Origin of the sequence: Frateuria terrea, assembly GCF_900115705.1 — a bacterium.
Taxonomy (GTDB): Bacteria; Pseudomonadota; Gammaproteobacteria; order Xanthomonadales; family Rhodanobacteraceae; genus Frateuria_A; species Frateuria_A terrea.
In genome coordinates, this window is sequence record NZ_FOXL01000005.1 from 277,206 (window position 1) to 293,753 (window position 16,548).

Consider the following 16,548-nt stretch of genomic DNA (forward strand, 5'->3'; position numbering starts at 1 on the left):
GGCGCAGGCTGCTGTGCGACCCATCGCAGTTCGGTTATGGTGCGCGGGCAGCCCTTTCATGCAGGGGAGCATGATGGTCGATGCAGGCTCCATCACCTTTGGTTATTACACCGCCGCGCTGGTAGCCATCGCCGGCGTCGCGCTCGCCTCGGGTACGCAGTTTGCCGTCGTCGGCCTGTGGCGCCGGCGCGAGGCGGTGTACCTGTCCTACGCGATGCTCTGCCTTTGCGTCGCCACCCTGTCCTTCGCCAATGCCCTGCTGCACACCGCCACCGACGTGACGGTGGCGACCGCGGCACTGCGCACCATGATCGGGGCGGCGGCGGTGTCGTTCCTGCCCTTCGTGGTCTTCATCCGCGCCTATACCGGTGGCGCGGCCCAGCCGCGGCTGCAACTGGCGGTCGGCGCGGCGGTGGGCCTGTTCACCTGGCTCAACCTGGACCTGCCGGGCACCGTGTTCTTCACCCGGGTGATACCGGGCCCGGGCATCGCGCTGCCCTGGGGCGAGCGGCTCTATGACCTGGCCGGCAGCGCCTCGAACTGGGGTCTGCTGTTCCATGCGCTGAGCTATGTCGCCTTCCTGTGGGCGCTGTCGCTGGCCGTGGCGCAGATGCGTGGCCGCGAACGGTTGCGTGGGGCTTTACTGGCAATCTGCCTGCTGTCGCAGTTCGCCGCCCTGCTGTGGGGCGACATCGTGGTCGATGCCCTGGGCCACCGCTATCCCTACCTGGATGCCTTCTCGTTCCTGCCGTTCGTGTTGCTGATGGGCGTGTCGCTGGCCACCCAGCTGCACCAACGCACGGTTCAGCTGGAACAGACCACGCGCAGGCTCGAGGCCGAGGCGCACATCCGCCGCGAGGCCGAGTTCAGCCTGCGCCACGTCGCCTACCACGACAGCCTCACCGGCCTGCCCAACCGCCTGCGCGCGCTGGACCACCTGGCCGAGCTGCACACCGAGACGCTGGCCCGCGGCCAGCATGGGGCGGTGCTGCTGATCGACCTGGACAACTTCAAGACCATCAACGATGCGCTGGGCCACCCGATCGGCGACCGCATGCTGGAAGCGATCGCCGACCGCCTGCTCGCCGCCGCGCCGTCCGATGCGGTGCTCGCGCGGCTGGGCGGCGACGAGTTCGTGCTGGTGCTGGGGCCTCTCGCGGGCACGGCTGCGGCGGTGCAGGCGCAGGCGCATCGGGTGGCCGAAAGCATGGTCGCGCGACTGGCCGAGCCGGTGGCGGTGGACAGCCGCATCCTGGCGGTTGGCGCCAGCGTGGGCGTGGCCTTGTTCCCGGCCGGCGAGCAGGACGTGGCCGACCTGCTGCGCCGCGCCGACATCGCGCTCTACCGCGCCAAGGCCGCCGGCCGCAATGCGGTGCGTCTGTTCCTCGAACCGATGCAGCAGGAGGCGGACACGCGACTGGCGCTCGAGCGCGGCCTGCGCACGGCGCTGGAGCAGGAGCGCATGCCCACCCAGTTCGCGCTGCACTTCCAGCCACAGGTGAACCGGCGCGGTGAGCTGATCGGCGCCGAGGCGCTGTTGCGCTGGCAGCACCCGCAGCTGGGCGAGCTGTCGCCGACGGTGTTCATCCCGCTGGCCGAGGAAACCGGCCTGATCCACGCGCTCGGCACCTGGGTGATCGGCCAGGCCTGCATGTACATCCGCGCCTGGGACCGCGACGGCGTGGCCTTTGGCGGGCGCCTGGCGGTGAACGTGAGCGCCTGGCAGCTTAACGACCCGCGGTTCGCCACCCAACTGGAGGCGCAGGTGCGCGCGGCCGGCATCGAGCCCTCTCGGCTGACCCTGGAGCTCACCGAGAGCGCGCTGCTGCGCGACTTCGACAGTGCACTGGAAACGCTCGGGCAACTTTCCGCGGCCGGCTTCCGGCTGGCGCTGGACGACTTCGGCACCGGCTATTCCTCACTGAGCTACCTGCAGCGACTGCCGCTGGACGTGCTCAAGGTCGACCGCGCCTTCGTCAGCGAACTGACGCCCAACAGCGCCAACCCGCTGGCCAGCTTCATCGTCGACGTGGCGCACCGGCTCGGCATCGCCGCAGTGGCCGAGGGCGTGGAAACCGTGCCGCAGCGGCTCGCGCTGGAACGACTCGGCTGCGACGGCCTGCAGGGTTACCTGATCTGCCGCCCGGTGGACGAGCCCGGCTTCCGCCGCTGGCTGACCGAACACCAGCAGGCGCGCGCACTGCCGCAGGCGCAGCGCAACACACACGATGCCCAGGGCGCACGCGATGCATCCTCGCGCGACAGGAATTCCTCGGGCGACTAGGAACATCGCGAGCGGCAGGCAGCCCGCTGCGGCGAGATCCATGCGACGGCGCTACGCCGGCTCCGGATCCCCGCCGTCCGCCTGGCCCGGCCGCACGGCCAGCTTGCTGGCGTACATCGCGCGGTCGGCGGCGGCATACAGCCGCGTCTCGTCCTGTCCGTCGTCCGGGTACAGCGCCAAGCCGATGCTGGCGCCGATCGACAGCCGCTGCCCCTGGAATTCGGTGCTGGCATCGAAGGCGCGCGCCAGGCGATCGGCCCGCGCCTGCGCGGCCATGCGGTCGGTGACCTCCGGCAGGATCGCGGCGAACTCGTCGCCGCCCAATCGCGCCAGCGTGTCACCCGTGCGTATGCCCTGCTGCAGGCGCTGCGCCACGAAATGCAGCAGCGCGTCGCCGGCCGCATGGCCGAGCGTGTCGTTGATGCGCTTGAAGTCGTTGAGGTCGATCACCAGCATGGCGATCCGCCCGCCGCTCTCACGCGCGCGCTTGAGCGCGTGCTCCAGCCGGTGCGTGAACACGCGCCGGTTCGGCAGGCCGGTCAGCGCGTCATGCTGCGAGGCGTGCTCGGCGTGGCCGATCTGCTCCTCCAGCAGGGTAAAGATCATGCCGGTGGCCACCAGGAATTTGGGCAGGTTCCATGCTTCGTTCTCGATGCCCCAGCCGGCCAGCCAGGGATCGAGCACGGCGGAAACGGGAAACACCGCCGCCCAGGCGACGAAACTCACCGTGGTGAACACCGAGCCCACCGACGGCGAAGCCGCGCCGCGGTAGAAGCAGAACGCCACCGCCAGGTAGTGCCAGAACAACATCCAGTTGAGTGCCTGGTCGATCGCGCCATGCCAGGCGAACACACCCTGCAACGCATAGATGCCCACCAGTACCGGCACGCACCAGTCCGGCCTACGCCGGTCGCGGCGGAACACCCAGGTGGTCGAGGCCAGGCCCAGGGCGGTGCAGGCCAGATAGGGCAGCGGCGCCTCGATGCCGTAGGAGGCGAGCACGAAGAAAGCCACGTCCGGCGCCGCCGCCAGCAACGTGATGCCCAGGTCGTGCCACCAGGCCAGCCGCGTGTCGGAGCCGGCCCAGATGAAGGCCACACTGGTCAACAGCAGCATCGACAGCGACACCGCGAGCGCCGCGTCGGAGGCCGCGCCCGGCGCCAGGTTGCGCTGGACGAACTGCGCGACGATGTGCACCAGGATCATCGCCCATCCGACCAGCCAGTAGCGCGGCCGGATCTGTCGGGTGCGCTTGAGCAGCGCGGCGAAGACCAGCACCAGGCCGCCGATCGAGAGGAAGTCGGGAACAACGGAAAGATTCAAACCCAAGGCTCTCCGCAAGCGCCCGGGTATCGCCCGGGCATGAGGCTCCAGATCGCTGTATCGGCGTTATGCAGGCTAGCTTGAGCTTGCTGCCTCGCGGATGCAACGCGCAATGCAGGTCTTGCCGCCCGGACGGTTGGTGGAGTTCCGGCTCGCTTCCGCCCGTAATGCGCGCCGCGACTGCCAACCCGCCCGGGCAAGCACGACGGACAGCGCCTGCACGCGGGGACGTTATATCGGCCCGCGCAGGCAGAAGGCCGTGCCGGTGCGGGCCTACGCACGCGGTCGCGCCGCCCCATCCTGCCTGGCCATGCCCAGCACCACTTCCACCTTGGCCAGCAGGTCTTCGTCGCGGAAGGGCTTGCTGACGATGCGCTCGTCGCCGATTTCCTTGAAGGCGGCGAAATCGGCGTATCCGGTAAGGAACAACACCGGTAGCGAAGGCCGCTTGGCATGCACCTCGCGGGCCACCTCCGAGCCGTTCATGCCGGGCATGGCGTAGTCCACCAGCATCAAGTCCACGGTGGCGCCCTCGCGTTCGAGCACGTCGAGCGCCGAGCCGCCGCTGCCGGCCTCGATCACCTCGTAGCCGCGCTCGGCGAGGATCGCCGCGGTCACCTCGCGCACGTCGGTGTCGTCGTCGACCAGCAGGATGCGCTGCCGGGGCGCGCCACGGTGCGGCGAAGGCAGCAGCAGCGGCGCTTCTTCCGGTTCGTCCGTGGCGCAGGCCGCACGCGGCAGGAAGACCCTGACCGAGGTACCCTCGCCCAGGCGCGTGTGGATCTGCACGCCGCCGCCGGACTGTTTGGCGAACCCGTACACCTGGGCCAGGCCGAGGCCGGATCCCTTGCCTACCTCCTTGGTGGTGAAGAAAGGCTCGAACGCGCGCGCCAGCACTTCGGGCGCCATGCCGCTGCCGTGATCGGTGACCGCGACCATCACGTAGTCGCCCGGTCCGGGTTCCTCCGGCCGGGCGGCCGGTTCGCGCAACGCCACGTTCGCGGTTTCCACGATCAGCTCGCTCCCGACCGGCGAAGCGTCGCGTGCGTTGATCGCCAGGTTGAGGATCACCAGTTCGATCTGCGTGGGATCGACCAGCGCGGGCCACAGCGAGGCCTGCGGTCTCATCGTCAGCTGCACCGAACCGCCCATGGAGCTCTGCAGCAGGTCGCGCATGCCGGCGACGATGGCGTTCAGGTCGACCGCCTTGGCCTCCAGCCGCTGGCGCCGCGAGAACGCCAGCAGTTGCGCAGTGAGCTTGGCGCCGCGCGTGGCGGCATCGCGCATGTAGCCCAGCCGCTGCCGCAGGCGCGGGTCGACGCCGGGCGCGTTGAGCGCGCGTTCGAGAATGCCGATGTTGCCGCTGATCACGGTGAGCAGGTTGTTGAAGTCGTGCGCCACGCCGGAGGTCAGCTGGCCGACGGCTTCGAGCCGCTGCATCTGGCGCAGCGTGGCCTCCACCCGTTCGCGCTCCTCGATCTGCGCCAGCAGCTGGCGGTTGGTCGCAGCCAGCTCGGCGGTGCGCTCGGCCACGCCGCGCTCGAGCGCCTCCTTGGCCTGGTGCTCGAGCGTGCGATCGCGCAGCACCTTGAGGTAACCGAGCAGCCGGCCGCCACCGTTGCGCAGCGGCATCATCAAGCCGCTGGCGAAGAAGCGCGAACCGTCCTTGCGCACGTGCTGGCGGTCGTCGGCCGCACGCCCGCTCTCGGCGGCGCGCAGCATTTCCAGCTGGGGAATGCCCTGGGCGCGCTCCTCCGGCGTGAAGAAGATATCCGCCGGCCGGCCCAGCACCTCCTCCTCGCACCAGCCCAGCAGCCGCTCGGCGCCCGGGTTCCACAGCGTGATCCGGCCGTGCAGGTCGATGGTCAGGATGCCGTAGCCGGTGGTGCTCTCCAGGATCAGCTTGAGCCGGTTGCTGGTGGCACGCAGCGCCGCCTCGGCACGGGCGCGTTCGACGTTTGCCCAAGTGCGTTCGGCCACCTCGCGCACCAGCGCCTCGTCTTCATCGGTCCAGCGCCGTGCCTGGCGTTGCTGCACGGAGAGGAAGGCCGCCAGCCGGCCGTCCTTGACCAGCGGCACGGTCAGGCTCGCGCGCAGGCCACCCAATGCGTGGTGGGCCTTCGCCTCTTCCGGGTCCACGCGTGGGTCTTCGAAGGGATCGCCGATGCGGATCGCCGCGCCGGTCAGCGCCTCGGCGACCAGCCTGGGCCCGAACTCGCTCAGGCGATGCCGCCCCACCCCGCTAGGCATGTCGCCGCTGACCCAGTCGCGCTCGACGGTGAAGTATTCGCCGGTCTCGTCCAGCTCCGCATAACCCACGCGATCGGCGCGCAGGTGACGGCCCAGCCGGCGCGCAGCGGCGGCCATCACCGCGCGCGGATCGGTCAGGTCGCGCAGCGCATCGCCCAGTCGCGTGCGGAATCGCTGGCGCCGGTCGGCCAGCACCCGCTGGGTGGTTTCGATGGCCTCGTTGATCAAGCCGACGACCTGGCCGCTTTCGTCGCGCACCGGACCGACCCAGTAATCGAAGTAGGCGCGCTCGCGGTAGCCATGCCGCTGCAGGTTGAAGCGGGCATCGCGGAAGCAGCTGGGCTTGCCCTCCAGCGCGCGCAGGATGACCGGCTCGGTGATCTTGCGCGCCTCGGGCCATACCTCGCGGAACGGGCGACCCAGCGCCTCCGGCTTGCTGCCCAGCAGCGGCCGGTAGGCGTCGTTGTAGAGGCAGGTGAGCCCAGGCCCCCAGCCGAGCGCGATCGGCAGTTGGCTCTCGAGCATCATCGACACGAGGGTGCGCAGCGAGCCCGGCCAATCGCCGAAGGACCCCAGCGGCGTGCCAGTCCAGTCGAAGGCACGGATGCGCGCCGTCATCTCTCCGCTACCGGCAGGAAAATCGTCCCGTGCTGACGCTGACGTGGAGGATGCTGACAAAGACCACTCCTTGCGGGCCTCCATGCGCGGTGGTGTCTGGTGGTCGCCCTAGTTCTGCGGACGTCTCCCCCGCAAACTCCCTGTCGACCGTCCGTCCTGTGCATTCGGTTCGCCGATAGCCCGGGCAACCTGCCTCAGGGCGAATCCCGTGACGCACATCACACTATGGGGCGCCCGCTGTCGCCGGCCCGGCAAGGGCCCGTGAGGGCGGCCTTGCCGGGGTCGCTTGGCGCTTCACGCGGTCACGACCCGGACTGTCGCACCATCGGCAAACCCGCATGTCCGAACAACTGCTCGATTGCCTGGTGGTCGGGGCCGGTCCGGCCGGCCTGACCGCAGCCACCTACCTGGCCCGGTTCCGTCGCCACATCCTGCTGGCTGACGCGGGGGCCAGCCGCGCACGCTGGATTCCGGCCAGCCACAACTGCCCAGGCTTTCCTTTCGGCGTGGCCGGCAACGAACTGCTGGCGCGATTCCGTCTGCAGGCCGACACCTACGGCGTGCCACAGGTACGCACGCGGATCACCCAGCTCAGCCGACACGCTGGCGGCTTCACCGCCAGCGACGGCGAGCGCCACTGGCGGGCACGCTCGGTCATCCTGGCAACCGGCGTGGTCGATCGCCTGCCGGCGCTCGACGGCCTGGAGCGGGCGATCGGATCCGGCACGGTGCGGCTGTGCGCCGTGTGCGACGCGTACGAGGCGCGCAATGACGTGATCGGTGTGCTGGCTCCCGCGGAGGCGGCGATCGGACACGCCGCCTTCCTGCGCACCTTCTCGCGCCACGTCTGCGCGCTGGCCGCGGACGACGCGCCCTGGGATGAACGCATGCAGCAGCGCGCCGCCGACTGCGGCGTGCAGCTATGGCCCGGCCCGCAGCATCTCGTCCTGGCCGACGGCGCCTGCGTGGTCGATTTCGCCGACGGGCGCCGGTTGCGCCTGGACACGCTCTATCCGGTGCTGGGAGCCGACGTGCAGTCGGGCCTGGCTGCAGCACTGGGGGCGAAGCTCGACCCGGAGGGCGCGCTGGTGGTGGACGATCACCTGCAGACCAGCGTGCCCGGCATCTATGCGATCGGCGACGTGGTCAGCGCACTGAACCAGATCAGCGTGGCCGTGGGGCATGCAGCGGTCGCCGCAACCGCCGTGCATCGAAGGCTGCAAGCGAACTATTGCTGATCGGCCACCGCCGCCGCGCGGGTCAGCGCACCGAGGCGCTCCGCGCCGGCAACGCCGCACCGGTAAGCAGCGCGCGGATCTCCCGCAACCGGGCCTTCACGCGGGCCTCGTCGTCCGCGCCCAGGCGCATGAGCATCTTCTGGCCGGCCGACCGCGCCTCCAGGTCCTGGTCGGCGTAGCGATAGAACACCTTCGGTTGCACCAGCTTCACCGGTGCATCGGGCACCGGCGCCGCCAGCATGTCGTCGATCGCCGTGACCAGGCGATCGTTGAAGTAGCCCTTCGGATAGCCGAGGTCGCGGTAGGCCTGCTGGAACAACGGGTAGTACTGCACGTACCAGGCCACCAGCGCCTTGGGATCGGCGTGTTCCAGCACCCGCATGTAGGGCGCATAACGCTCGGTGTTGCGCGGACTAAGGGTGATGGAATCACCGGACTGCTCGACGACGAACGATCCCTTGGGCGCCTTCACCGGCAGGATGTTGGTGCCCACGCTCTGGCGCGGCAGCGCATCGACCGTCGCCACGATGCGGCGGATGACCTGGTCGCGATGCAGCATGCTGCCCGGCGCATCGCCGCCGGCGAGCGCCAGCAGCGCATCGGCAACGCTCGCATCGCTCGCGTCCAGCGCAGGCAACGGCGCGGTCGATGCGGACGCCGGGCTAGCTTGCGCGATCGGATGCTGGATCGCGGTGGAGGCGTGGGCAGGTCCGGTGCCTGCCGTGCCCGCCGGGGCCTGCAGCGCCGCAGGTGCCCGCTCGCCCCCGGCCTGGGTCGCCTTGCGCCAGAGGAACACGCCTACGGCGATGGCCGCGATCACCACCACGCCCGACACGAGCCACTGCCCTACCGAAGACCGCTTCTTTTTCAATTGAGCACCCGAGCTGTCCGATTTGCCTGCGCCCTGGATAACGCCACCGGCGCCGATGCGCAACCCGCGAGGGTCACGGACCGCCGAACAGCAGCCCCACGCCGGTGGTCACCGCCATGGCCAGCGCTCCCCAGAAGGCGATGCGCAAGGCGCCGGTAACGGCGGCCGCGCCGCCCATGCGCGCGGCCGCAGCGCCGAGCAGGGCCAGGCAGGCCAGCGAAATGGCGAACACCAGCGCCAGTTGCATGGCCACGGGCGCGAGCGCCACCACCAGCAGCGGGACCGCAGCGCCGACCGCAAAACTCGCCGCCGAGGCAGCCGCCGCCTGCAGCGGGCGCGCGCGGAACACCTCGGTGATGCCCAGCTCGTCGCGCGCGTGTGCATCCAGCGCGTCGTGCGCCATCAACTGTTCGGCCACCTGCCGCGCCAGCGCCGGCTCCAGGCCGCGGCCGACGTAGATGGTCGCCAGTTCGCGGTGCTCGGCATCGGTGTCGTTGGCCAGTTCCTCGCGTTCCCGGGCCAGTTCGGCCTGCTCGCTGTCGGCCTGCGAGTGCACCGACACGTACTCGCCGGCCGCCATCGACATCGCCCCGGCCACCAGCGCCGCGGCGCCGGCAAGCAGCAGTTGGCGGCGGTCGGCGTGCGCGGCGGCCACGCCCATCAACAGGCTGGCCGTCGAGACGACGCCGTCGTTGGCACCGAGCACGGCCGCGCGCAGCCAACCCATGTGTCCGGTGCGATGGCGTTCCGGGTGGTGGTGGCGGCGCATACGCGTTCCCCTCGATGACATGGGTGCGAGCATAACCGCCCGGAAGCCGCTGTCGCGCGGCCGCGCTTTCAACGGCCGCCTCTGGTTTGCGGGCTGGGCAGTGCCGCCTGGGCAGCATGGCCGCACGCTGGCGGAGGAACTGCCATCCCCTGATCGACCACGCCCACCGGAGACGGCCCCGAGAAGACCCGCAACGCAAACGGGCGCCCGAGGGCGCCCGTTTGCCTTACTGCAGTGACGTATCGGCTTACTTCTCGCCGACCACGATTACCTTGACCTGGGTCTGCACGTCGGCGTGCAGGCTGATCACCACCTCGTACTCGCCGGTGTTGCGGATCGGGCCTTCGCCCTGGATCACTTCGCCCTTGCCGACCTTCTGACCGGCCGCTTCCAGCGCCTCGGCGATCTCGCGCGGGCCGACCGAGCCGTACAGTTTGCCTTCCGGGCTGGCGTGCGCGGTGATGGTCACCTCGGCGCCTTCCAGCTTGGCCTTGCGGGCTTCGGCGTCGGACAGCAGGTTGTTGGCCTTGGCCTCGTACTCGGCGCGGCGCTTCTCGAAGGCTTCGAGGTTGGCGGCGGTGATCGGCACGGCCTTGCCCTGCGGCAGCAGGTAGTTGCGGCCGTAACCCGGCTTCACCTTGACCTTGTCGCCCAGGTTGCCGAGGTTGCGGACTTTCTCGAGAAGAATCAGTTCCATGGTTTTTCCTTTTCGTTAGCACCGGAAAGCCGGCGCAGCCGTGGACGGTTGTCCGAAGTTGTCTTGAGCCCCTCACCCTCAGGGAGAGGAAGTAAAGGAGCGGCTTGTGCCGAACCCGAGCAAAGCGATGCGCTTCGATCAGGCTTGCCCGCAAGCCTCGCCACTCATCCCGCCTTCTCCCGCAGGGGAGAAGGACGGTTGCTCAGACGTCGTGGTTGTCGGTGTACGGCAGCAGCGACAGGAAGCGGGCGCGCTTGATCGCGGTGGCCAGCTGGCGCTGGTAGCGCGACTTGGTGCCGGTGATGCGGCTGGGCACGATCTTGCCGTTCTCGGTGACGTACTGGCGCAGCGTGTTGAGATCCTTGTAATCGATCTCCTTCACGTCTTCGGCAGTGAAGCGGCAGAACTTGCGGCGGCGGAAGAACTTGGACATGGGTCAATGCTCCTGGATCAGTCGCTGTCGCGATCGTTGTCGCGGTCGTCGCGCTCGCGGCGCGCCGGACGGTCGTCACCGTCGCCATCGTCGTCGCGGCGACGCGTGGACTTGGCGTCATCCTTTTCCTTGGACTTCAGGATGAAGGACGGCTCGGTGTCGGCCTCGTCGCGGCGGACCACCAGGTGGCGCAGCACCGCGTCATTGAAGCGGAAGCCCGACTCCAGCTCGTTCAGCGCGTTCTGGCCCACTTCGATGTTGAGCAGGACGTAGTGCGCCTTGGCCAGGTTCTCGATCGGGTACGCCAGCTGGCGGCGGCCCCAGTCTTCCAGGCGGTGGATCTTGCCGCCGTCGGCCTCGATCAGCGCTTTGTAGCGGTCGATCATGGCCGGGACCTGCTCGCTCTGGTCAGGGTGGACCAGGAACACGATTTCGTAATGACGCATGGTCATTGTGGCGTTGGCTCCTTGTGGATGCGGCCCTCGCGGGGCCTCGCAGCCTCCCGCCGGATGCGGTGAGGCAAGTACCTGCCAGCGCCTATCGGGCGCGTACAGAAGCGGAAGTGTACCGTGGCGCCCGATGCTGCGTAAAGTCCAAAAGCAGGCCGTGGGTCAACCCACCGTGAAACTTTCCCCGCACCCGCACTCCCCGGTGGCGTTGGGGTTGTGGAAGACGAACGCGGCATTGAGACCCTGGCGGCGAAAATCGATCACCGTGCCCTCCACCATGGGCAGGCTCTTCTCGTCCACGATCAACCGGATGCCGTCGACCTCCAGCGTGTGGTCGCCCGGGTTCGCGGCGTCGGCCAGGTCCACCACGTAGGCGAAGCCCGAGCAGCCGGTGCGCTTGACGCCGAAACGCACGCCCTCCGCTCCCGGCGTCTGGGCGAGGAACTGGCGGATGCGGTCGCGTGCGGGGGGAGTGATCGAGATGCTCATGGCGCTGAGGATGAAGAAGGCCGCGGGCCTACATTATCATGTGGGTTTGCCCGACGCGCCGGCCCGGCGCGCGAATCGAACACGACAGCGTCCAGATGCGGCGCGCGCGCAGGAGTTTCAATCCCATGGCGGTAGTGAGCCCGACCTTGTCCAGCGTGAAGCAGGCCCTTTCCGGCGCCATCGAAGCCGGCAGCACCGTGACCGTGCGCGGCTGGGTGCGCACGCGCCGTGATTCCAAGGCGGGCCTGTCCTTCGTCAACGTCAGCGATGGCTCCTGCTTCGACCCGATCCAGGCGGTGGCGCCCGCCACGCTCGCCAACTACGAGAGCGAGATCCGCCACCTGACCGCCGGCGCCGGCGTGATCGTCACCGGCACGCTGGTGCCTTCGCAAGGCAAGGGCCAGGCGTTCGAGATCCAGGCGACCGGGGTGGAAGTCACCGGTCTGGTGGACGACCCGGAAACCTACCCGATCCAGCCCAAGCAGCACTCGATGGAGTTCCTGCGCGAGGTCGCCCACCTGCGCCCGCGCACCAACCTGTTCGGTGCGGTCACGCGCGTGCGCCACACGATGATGATGGCGATCCACCGCCACCTCACGTCCGAAGGCTTCTTCTGGATCAACACCCCGATCATCACCACGTCCGACGCCGAGGGCGCCGGCGACATGTTCCGCCTGTCCACGCTGGACCTGGCCAACCTGCCGCGCACCGACGGGGGCAAGGTCGACTTCCGCAAGGATTTCTTCGGCCGCGAGGCGTTCCTCACCGTGTCTGGCCAGCTCAACGTCGAGGCCTACTGTCTGGCGATGAGCAAGGTCTACACCTTCGGTCCGACCTTCCGCGCGGAGAACTCCAACACCCCGCGCCACCTGGCCGAGTTCTGGATGATCGAGCCGGAGATCGCCTTCGCCGACCTTGCCGCCGATGCCGACTGCGCCGAGCGCTTCCTCAAGGCGATCTTCAAGGCCGTGCTCGACGAGCGCGCGGACGACATGGCGTTCTTCGCCGAGCGCGTGGCACCGGACGCCGTCACCCGCCTGGAAAACTTCATTGCCCGGCCGTTCGAGCGCATCGACTACACCGACGCCATCGAGATCCTGAAGAACTCCGGCCAGAAATTCGAGTATCCGGTCGCCTGGGGCGTCGACCTGCAGACCGAGCACGAGCGCTACCTGGCAGAGAAGCACGTCGGTCGCCCGGTGGTGGTGATGAACTACCCCGAGGCGATCAAGGCCTTTTACATGCGCCTCAACGATGACGAGAGGACGGTCGCGGCGATGGACGTGCTGGCTCCGGGCATCGGCGAGATCATCGGCGGCAGCCAGCGCGAGGAGCGCCTGGACTACCTCGACCGGCGCATGACCAAGTTCGGCCTGGACCTCGATACCTACGGCTGGTATCGCGACCTGCGCCGCTACGGGACCGTCCCGCACGCCGGCTTCGGGCTGGGCTTCGAGCGCCTGCTGTGCTATGTGTGCGGCCTTTCCAACATCCGCGACGCGATCCCCTACCCGCGCGCCGCCGGATCCGCAGACTTCTGATCGCCATGTTCCGTCGCCTACCGCTGACAGCCCTGCTGGTCATCCTCACGCTGCTGCTGGGCGCCTGCCACAGCATCAAGGTGCTGGTGCCGCCGAACCTGCGCGCGCCGACCGACAGTGGTGACTCGCTGGCACAGGCGAAGCTGCAGTTGCAAAAGGCCACGCCCTGCTGCGGCAGTTTCGCGGACTTCTCCTACCAGACGCCGCTGCCGTGGCGGCCGAAGAAATTCGAGCTCGGTCCCGGCAGCATGGTCGCCAACCTCAACGGCGTGCGCAGCTACTTCCTCGCCTTTCACCTGCCCGCCGACGTCAAGGTGCCTTACAAGGTCGCCCTGAAGTCCGAATTGAACGGGCGCTGGCTGCATTCGAGCTACCTGTTCGCGCCGACGGTCGTGCTGTTGGACGCAGCGTTCCAGCCGATCGATTCCCAGGACGTGCCGCTGTGTGAATACATGGGCTGGAGCAGCGCCACGACCGGTGCCTTCGGTGCGGTCAAGGTGACCAGCGACAAGGCCCGCTACCTGGTGGTCTACAGCTCGGCCGACCAGCAGTCCGGCGATACCTACTGGGAGCAGTCGCCGGCCACCTTCTCGGCCGAGGCTCCGGTGCAGATGACCTCCAACGGCAGCTTCCGCATTCCGCACGGCCCGGACGGCACGGTCTGGGTCGGCCTGATGAACGAGACCTACGCCAAGGCCATCGACAACGGCATTTGCGACAAGGCCCCCCAGGGCAAGGGACTGCTCAACACGCTGCGCACCGCGCTGCCCACGCACTGGAGCAAGAGCGGAACGTGAGCCCCCTGGTCGCGCTCTACCTGTTGCTCCTGGCCGGCGGCGTCGCCTGCTTCGTGCTGTATTACCTGGCGCAGTACCGCATCGCGCGGCTGCTACGCGAGCATCACCCGCAGCAATGGAAGATCATCGCCGAGCCTGAGCAGGGCCGGCCCAGCGGCGTACGCACCTGGATGCGCATGCAGCACGTGCTGCGTTCGTCGCAACCCCGCCTGCCGCAGCTGCTGGAGGATGAGGCGATCACCCGCTGGTTCCGCACCTGGCAGGTGACGCCCTGGCTGGCATGGAGCTGCTGGTTCGCGGCCATGTTCCTGCAGTGGAAGGCGCGCTGACCGACCACGGTTGAAAGGCATGCCGTTGCGCGGAAACGCGAATCCCATGTGACCCTGGCGAGGAGATGCCGATGCAACTGGATCTGAGCGGCCGACATGCGCTGGTCTGCGGCGCCTCGCAGGGCATCGGCCGCGCCAGCGCCATCGAGCTGGCGGAACTGGGCGCCACGGTCACCCTGCTCTCGCGCTCGCCCGGGCCGCTGGAGGAACTGGCCGGCCGGTTGCCGCGCCCGCGCGGACAGGAGCACCGGTGGCAGGCGGTGGACATGCTCGAGACCACGCGGCTGCAAGGCGTGGTTACCGACCTCGCCGCGGCAAGCCCCGTGCACATCCTGGTCAACAACAGCGGGGGACCGCCCGGTGGTCCGGCGCATACGGCCGATCCGGCCGCCTTCGAGGCGGCGTTCCGGCAGCACCTGATCGCCGGCCAGGCGATGGTGCAGGCACTCCTGCCGGGCATGCGCCAGGCCGGCTACGGGCGCATCGTCAATGTCATCTCCACCTCGGTGAAGGAGCCGATCCCGAACCTGGGCGTTTCCAACACCGTGCGCGCCGCGGTCGCCGCATGGGCCAAGACGCTCGCCGGCGAACTGGCTGCCGACGGCATCACCGTCAACAACGTGCTGCCCGGCTATACCCGCACCGGCCGGCTCGACAGCCTGCTCGGAACGCAGGCAAAGAACAGCGGGCGCAGCGAGAACGACATCGCCAACGACCTGATGGCAACGATCCCGGCGCGTCGCTTCGGCGAACCGGCCGAAGTCGCCGCCGTGATCGCTTTCCTCTGCACGCCGGCTGCTGCCTACGTCAACGGCGTCAGCATTGCCGTCGACGGCGGCCGCACCCGCGCGTTGAGCTGATCCGAGCGATGTCCCTCTCCCCTTGAGGAAAGGCCGGGGTGAGGGGCGGGGGCTCGCCCCAAGCTCGGCGAAACCCGCGCATACGCCCGCGTCCGGTGCAATCGCTTCCCCCAGGTCGTAAGCTTGCACGGATGCCTCCCCAGCGCCTTGCCAACCTGATCGACGGCCGCCTCGTTGCGCCGCGCGCGGACCGCTGGCTCGACGTATACGAGCCGGCCACCGGCGAGGTTTTTGCGCTCTGCCCCGATTCCGACGCCGACGACATCGCCGATGCCGTCGCCGCCGCCGGGCGCGCCGCTCCTGCCTGGGGAAATGCGCCGATCGAACAGCGCGCACACGTGCTCAATCGCCTGGCCGAGCTGATCGAGCAGGATCTGGACGCCTTCGCCGCGATCGAGTCGCGCGACAGCGGCAAGCCGTTGGCGCTGGCGCGCAACCTCGACATCCCCCGCGCAGTCAGCAACCTGCGCTACTTCGCTGCCGCGATCCAGGGCTGGGACAGCCAATCGCACGCCATGGCGCTGGGCCAGCCGGACGCCGGCGCGATCAACTACACCCTGCGCCAGCCGCTGGGCGTGGTCGGCTGCATCAGTCCTTGGAACCTGCCGCTGTATCTGTTCACCTGGAAGATCGCGCCCGCACTCGCTGTCGGCAATGCGGTGGTGGCGAAGCCTTCGGAGGTCACGCCCTGCACCGCGGCGCGGCTGGCTGAACTCAGCATCCAGGCCGGCTTCCCGCCCGGCGTGCTCAACATCGTCCAGGGCCGTGGCCCGAGCGTGGGCAAGCCACTGGTCGAGCACAGCCAGGTCAAGGCGATCTCCTTCACCGGCAGCACCGCCACCGGCGCCGCGATCGCCATGACGGCGGCGCCGCTGTTCAAGAAGGTCTCGCTGGAAATGGGCGGCAAGAATCCTGCAATCGTGTTTGCCGACGCGGATCTCTCCGACGCGAACCTCGACACCATCGTGCGCTCGGGTTTCGCCAACCAGGGCGAAATCTGCCTTTGCGGTTCGCGCCTGCTGGTGCAGCGATCGATCTACGAACGCTTCCGGGAGCGCTACCTGGAGCGCGTGCGGCGCCTGGTCGTGGGCGATCCGAGCGAGTCCGCCACCCACCTCGGCGCGCTCGTCTCCGAAGCGCATTTCGACAAGGTGATGCGCTGCATCGCCGTGGCCCGCGCGGAAGGCGCCACCGTGCTTTGCGGCGGCGAGGCCGTGCAGCTGCCGGGCCGCTGCGCCGGCGGTTGGTTCGTCGCCCCCACCGTACTGGAGGGACTGCCAAGTGCCTCGGCCACCAACCAGACCGAGATCTTCGGACCGGTGGTGAGCCTGCTGCCGTTCGAGGACGAGGCCGACGCGATCAGGCTGGCCAACGACAGCCGCTACGGCCTGGCCGCCTCGATGTGGACGCAGGACCTGTCGCGCGCGCACCGCGTCGCCGCCGCGCTCGACTTCGGCATCGTCTGGACCAACTGCTGGCTGCTGCGCGACCTGCGCACGCCGTTCGGCGGCGTGAAGCAGTCGGGCCTGGGCCGCGAAGGCGGCAGCGAGGCGCTGGCCTTCTTCACCGAGCCGAAGAACGTCTGCATCCGTTACTGATC

General features: G+C 69.0%; 15 protein-coding genes. 7 read left to right on the plus strand and 8 right to left on the minus strand.

Annotated elements, in window-relative coordinates; translation table 11 throughout:
- Positions 1-70: 70 nt before the first annotated feature.
- On the plus strand, positions 71-2,284 hold the full coding sequence (locus BMZ38_RS10390; protein WP_091337097.1) for a putative bifunctional diguanylate cyclase/phosphodiesterase: 2,214 nt from the start codon (positions 71-73) through the stop codon (positions 2,282-2,284).
- 51 nt (positions 2,285-2,335) lie between these two features.
- On the opposite strand, the gene BMZ38_RS10395 is transcribed toward BMZ38_RS10390, so the two are convergent.
- Together BMZ38_RS10395 and BMZ38_RS10400 are read right to left on the minus strand one after the other, a co-directional pair.
- The gene (locus tag BMZ38_RS10395) at positions 2,336-3,607 is read right to left on the minus strand and encodes a GGDEF domain-containing protein (RefSeq protein WP_091337099.1); all 1,272 of its coding nucleotides are present in this window, start codon (positions 3,605-3,607) and stop codon (positions 2,336-2,338) included.
- Positions 3,608-3,880: 273 nt separating this feature from the next.
- A complete protein-coding gene (locus BMZ38_RS10400; protein WP_175483785.1) occupies positions 3,881-6,475 on the minus strand; it encodes a response regulator in 2,595 nt (864 codons plus the stop codon).
- A gap of 338 nt (positions 6,476-6,813) precedes the next feature.
- Here BMZ38_RS10400 and BMZ38_RS10405 point away from each other — a divergent pair, with 338 nt between their 5' ends.
- Entirely contained in the window at positions 6,814-7,713 is a 900-nt protein-coding gene (locus BMZ38_RS10405; RefSeq protein WP_091337103.1) for an NAD(P)/FAD-dependent oxidoreductase, read from the plus strand.
- Between the two features lie 22 nt (positions 7,714-7,735).
- Here the strand turns inward: BMZ38_RS10405 and BMZ38_RS10410 are convergent, their stop codons facing one another.
- From BMZ38_RS10410 to BMZ38_RS10435, 6 genes are all read right to left on the minus strand, one after another.
- Entirely contained in the window at positions 7,736-8,584 is an 849-nt protein-coding gene (locus BMZ38_RS10410; protein ID WP_091337105.1) for a DUF3014 domain-containing protein, read from the minus strand.
- Between the two features lie 73 nt (positions 8,585-8,657).
- On the minus strand, positions 8,658-9,353 hold the full coding sequence (locus BMZ38_RS10415) for a VIT1/CCC1 transporter family protein (RefSeq protein ID WP_091337108.1): 696 nt from the start codon (positions 9,351-9,353) through the stop codon (positions 8,658-8,660).
- Positions 9,354-9,600: 247 nt separating this feature from the next.
- The gene (gene rplI / locus BMZ38_RS10420) at positions 9,601-10,050 is read right to left on the minus strand and encodes a 50S ribosomal protein L9 (RefSeq protein WP_091337110.1); all 450 of its coding nucleotides are present in this window, start codon (positions 10,048-10,050) and stop codon (positions 9,601-9,603) included.
- Positions 10,051-10,252: 202 nt separating this feature from the next.
- The gene (gene rpsR / locus BMZ38_RS10425) at positions 10,253-10,483 is read right to left on the minus strand and encodes a 30S ribosomal protein S18 (protein ID WP_091337112.1); all 231 of its coding nucleotides are present in this window, start codon (positions 10,481-10,483) and stop codon (positions 10,253-10,255) included.
- A 17-nt stretch (positions 10,484-10,500) separates the two neighbouring features.
- On the minus strand, positions 10,501-10,935 hold the full coding sequence (gene rpsF / locus BMZ38_RS10430) for a 30S ribosomal protein S6 (protein ID WP_091337114.1): 435 nt from the start codon (positions 10,933-10,935) through the stop codon (positions 10,501-10,503).
- A 159-nt stretch (positions 10,936-11,094) separates the two neighbouring features.
- Positions 11,095-11,421 carry a HesB/IscA family protein gene (locus tag BMZ38_RS10435; protein WP_091337116.1) on the minus strand — a complete coding sequence of 109 codons (327 nt, stop codon included), beginning with the start codon at positions 11,419-11,421 and terminating at the stop codon, positions 11,095-11,097.
- Between the two features lie 125 nt (positions 11,422-11,546).
- Between BMZ38_RS10435 and asnS the strand changes: the two genes are divergently transcribed.
- The 5 genes from asnS (at position 11,547) to BMZ38_RS10460 (ending at position 16,546) form a co-directional block, all read left to right on the plus strand.
- Positions 11,547-12,962, plus strand: coding sequence for an asparagine--tRNA ligase (gene asnS / locus BMZ38_RS10440; RefSeq protein ID WP_091337117.1), 1,416 nt, complete (start codon positions 11,547-11,549; stop codon positions 12,960-12,962).
- Positions 12,963-12,967: 5 nt separating this feature from the next.
- Positions 12,968-13,759: a MalM family protein gene (locus BMZ38_RS10445; RefSeq protein WP_091337119.1), complete on the plus strand. Its 792-nt coding sequence runs from the start codon at positions 12,968-12,970 to the stop codon at positions 13,757-13,759.
- Positions 13,756-14,088, plus strand: a complete 333-nt coding sequence (locus tag BMZ38_RS10450) for a hypothetical protein (RefSeq protein WP_342707660.1) — start codon at positions 13,756-13,758, stop codon at positions 14,086-14,088. The genes BMZ38_RS10445 and BMZ38_RS10450 overlap by 4 nt, the downstream gene beginning before the upstream one ends.
- Positions 14,089-14,159: 71 nt before the next feature.
- Positions 14,160-14,948, plus strand: a complete 789-nt coding sequence (locus tag BMZ38_RS10455; RefSeq protein WP_091337121.1) for an SDR family oxidoreductase — start codon at positions 14,160-14,162, stop codon at positions 14,946-14,948.
- A gap of 131 nt (positions 14,949-15,079) precedes the next feature.
- On the plus strand, positions 15,080-16,546 hold the full coding sequence (locus BMZ38_RS10460; protein WP_091337123.1) for an aldehyde dehydrogenase: 1,467 nt from the start codon (positions 15,080-15,082) through the stop codon (positions 16,544-16,546).
- The last annotated feature ends 2 nt before the right edge of the window (positions 16,547-16,548 follow it).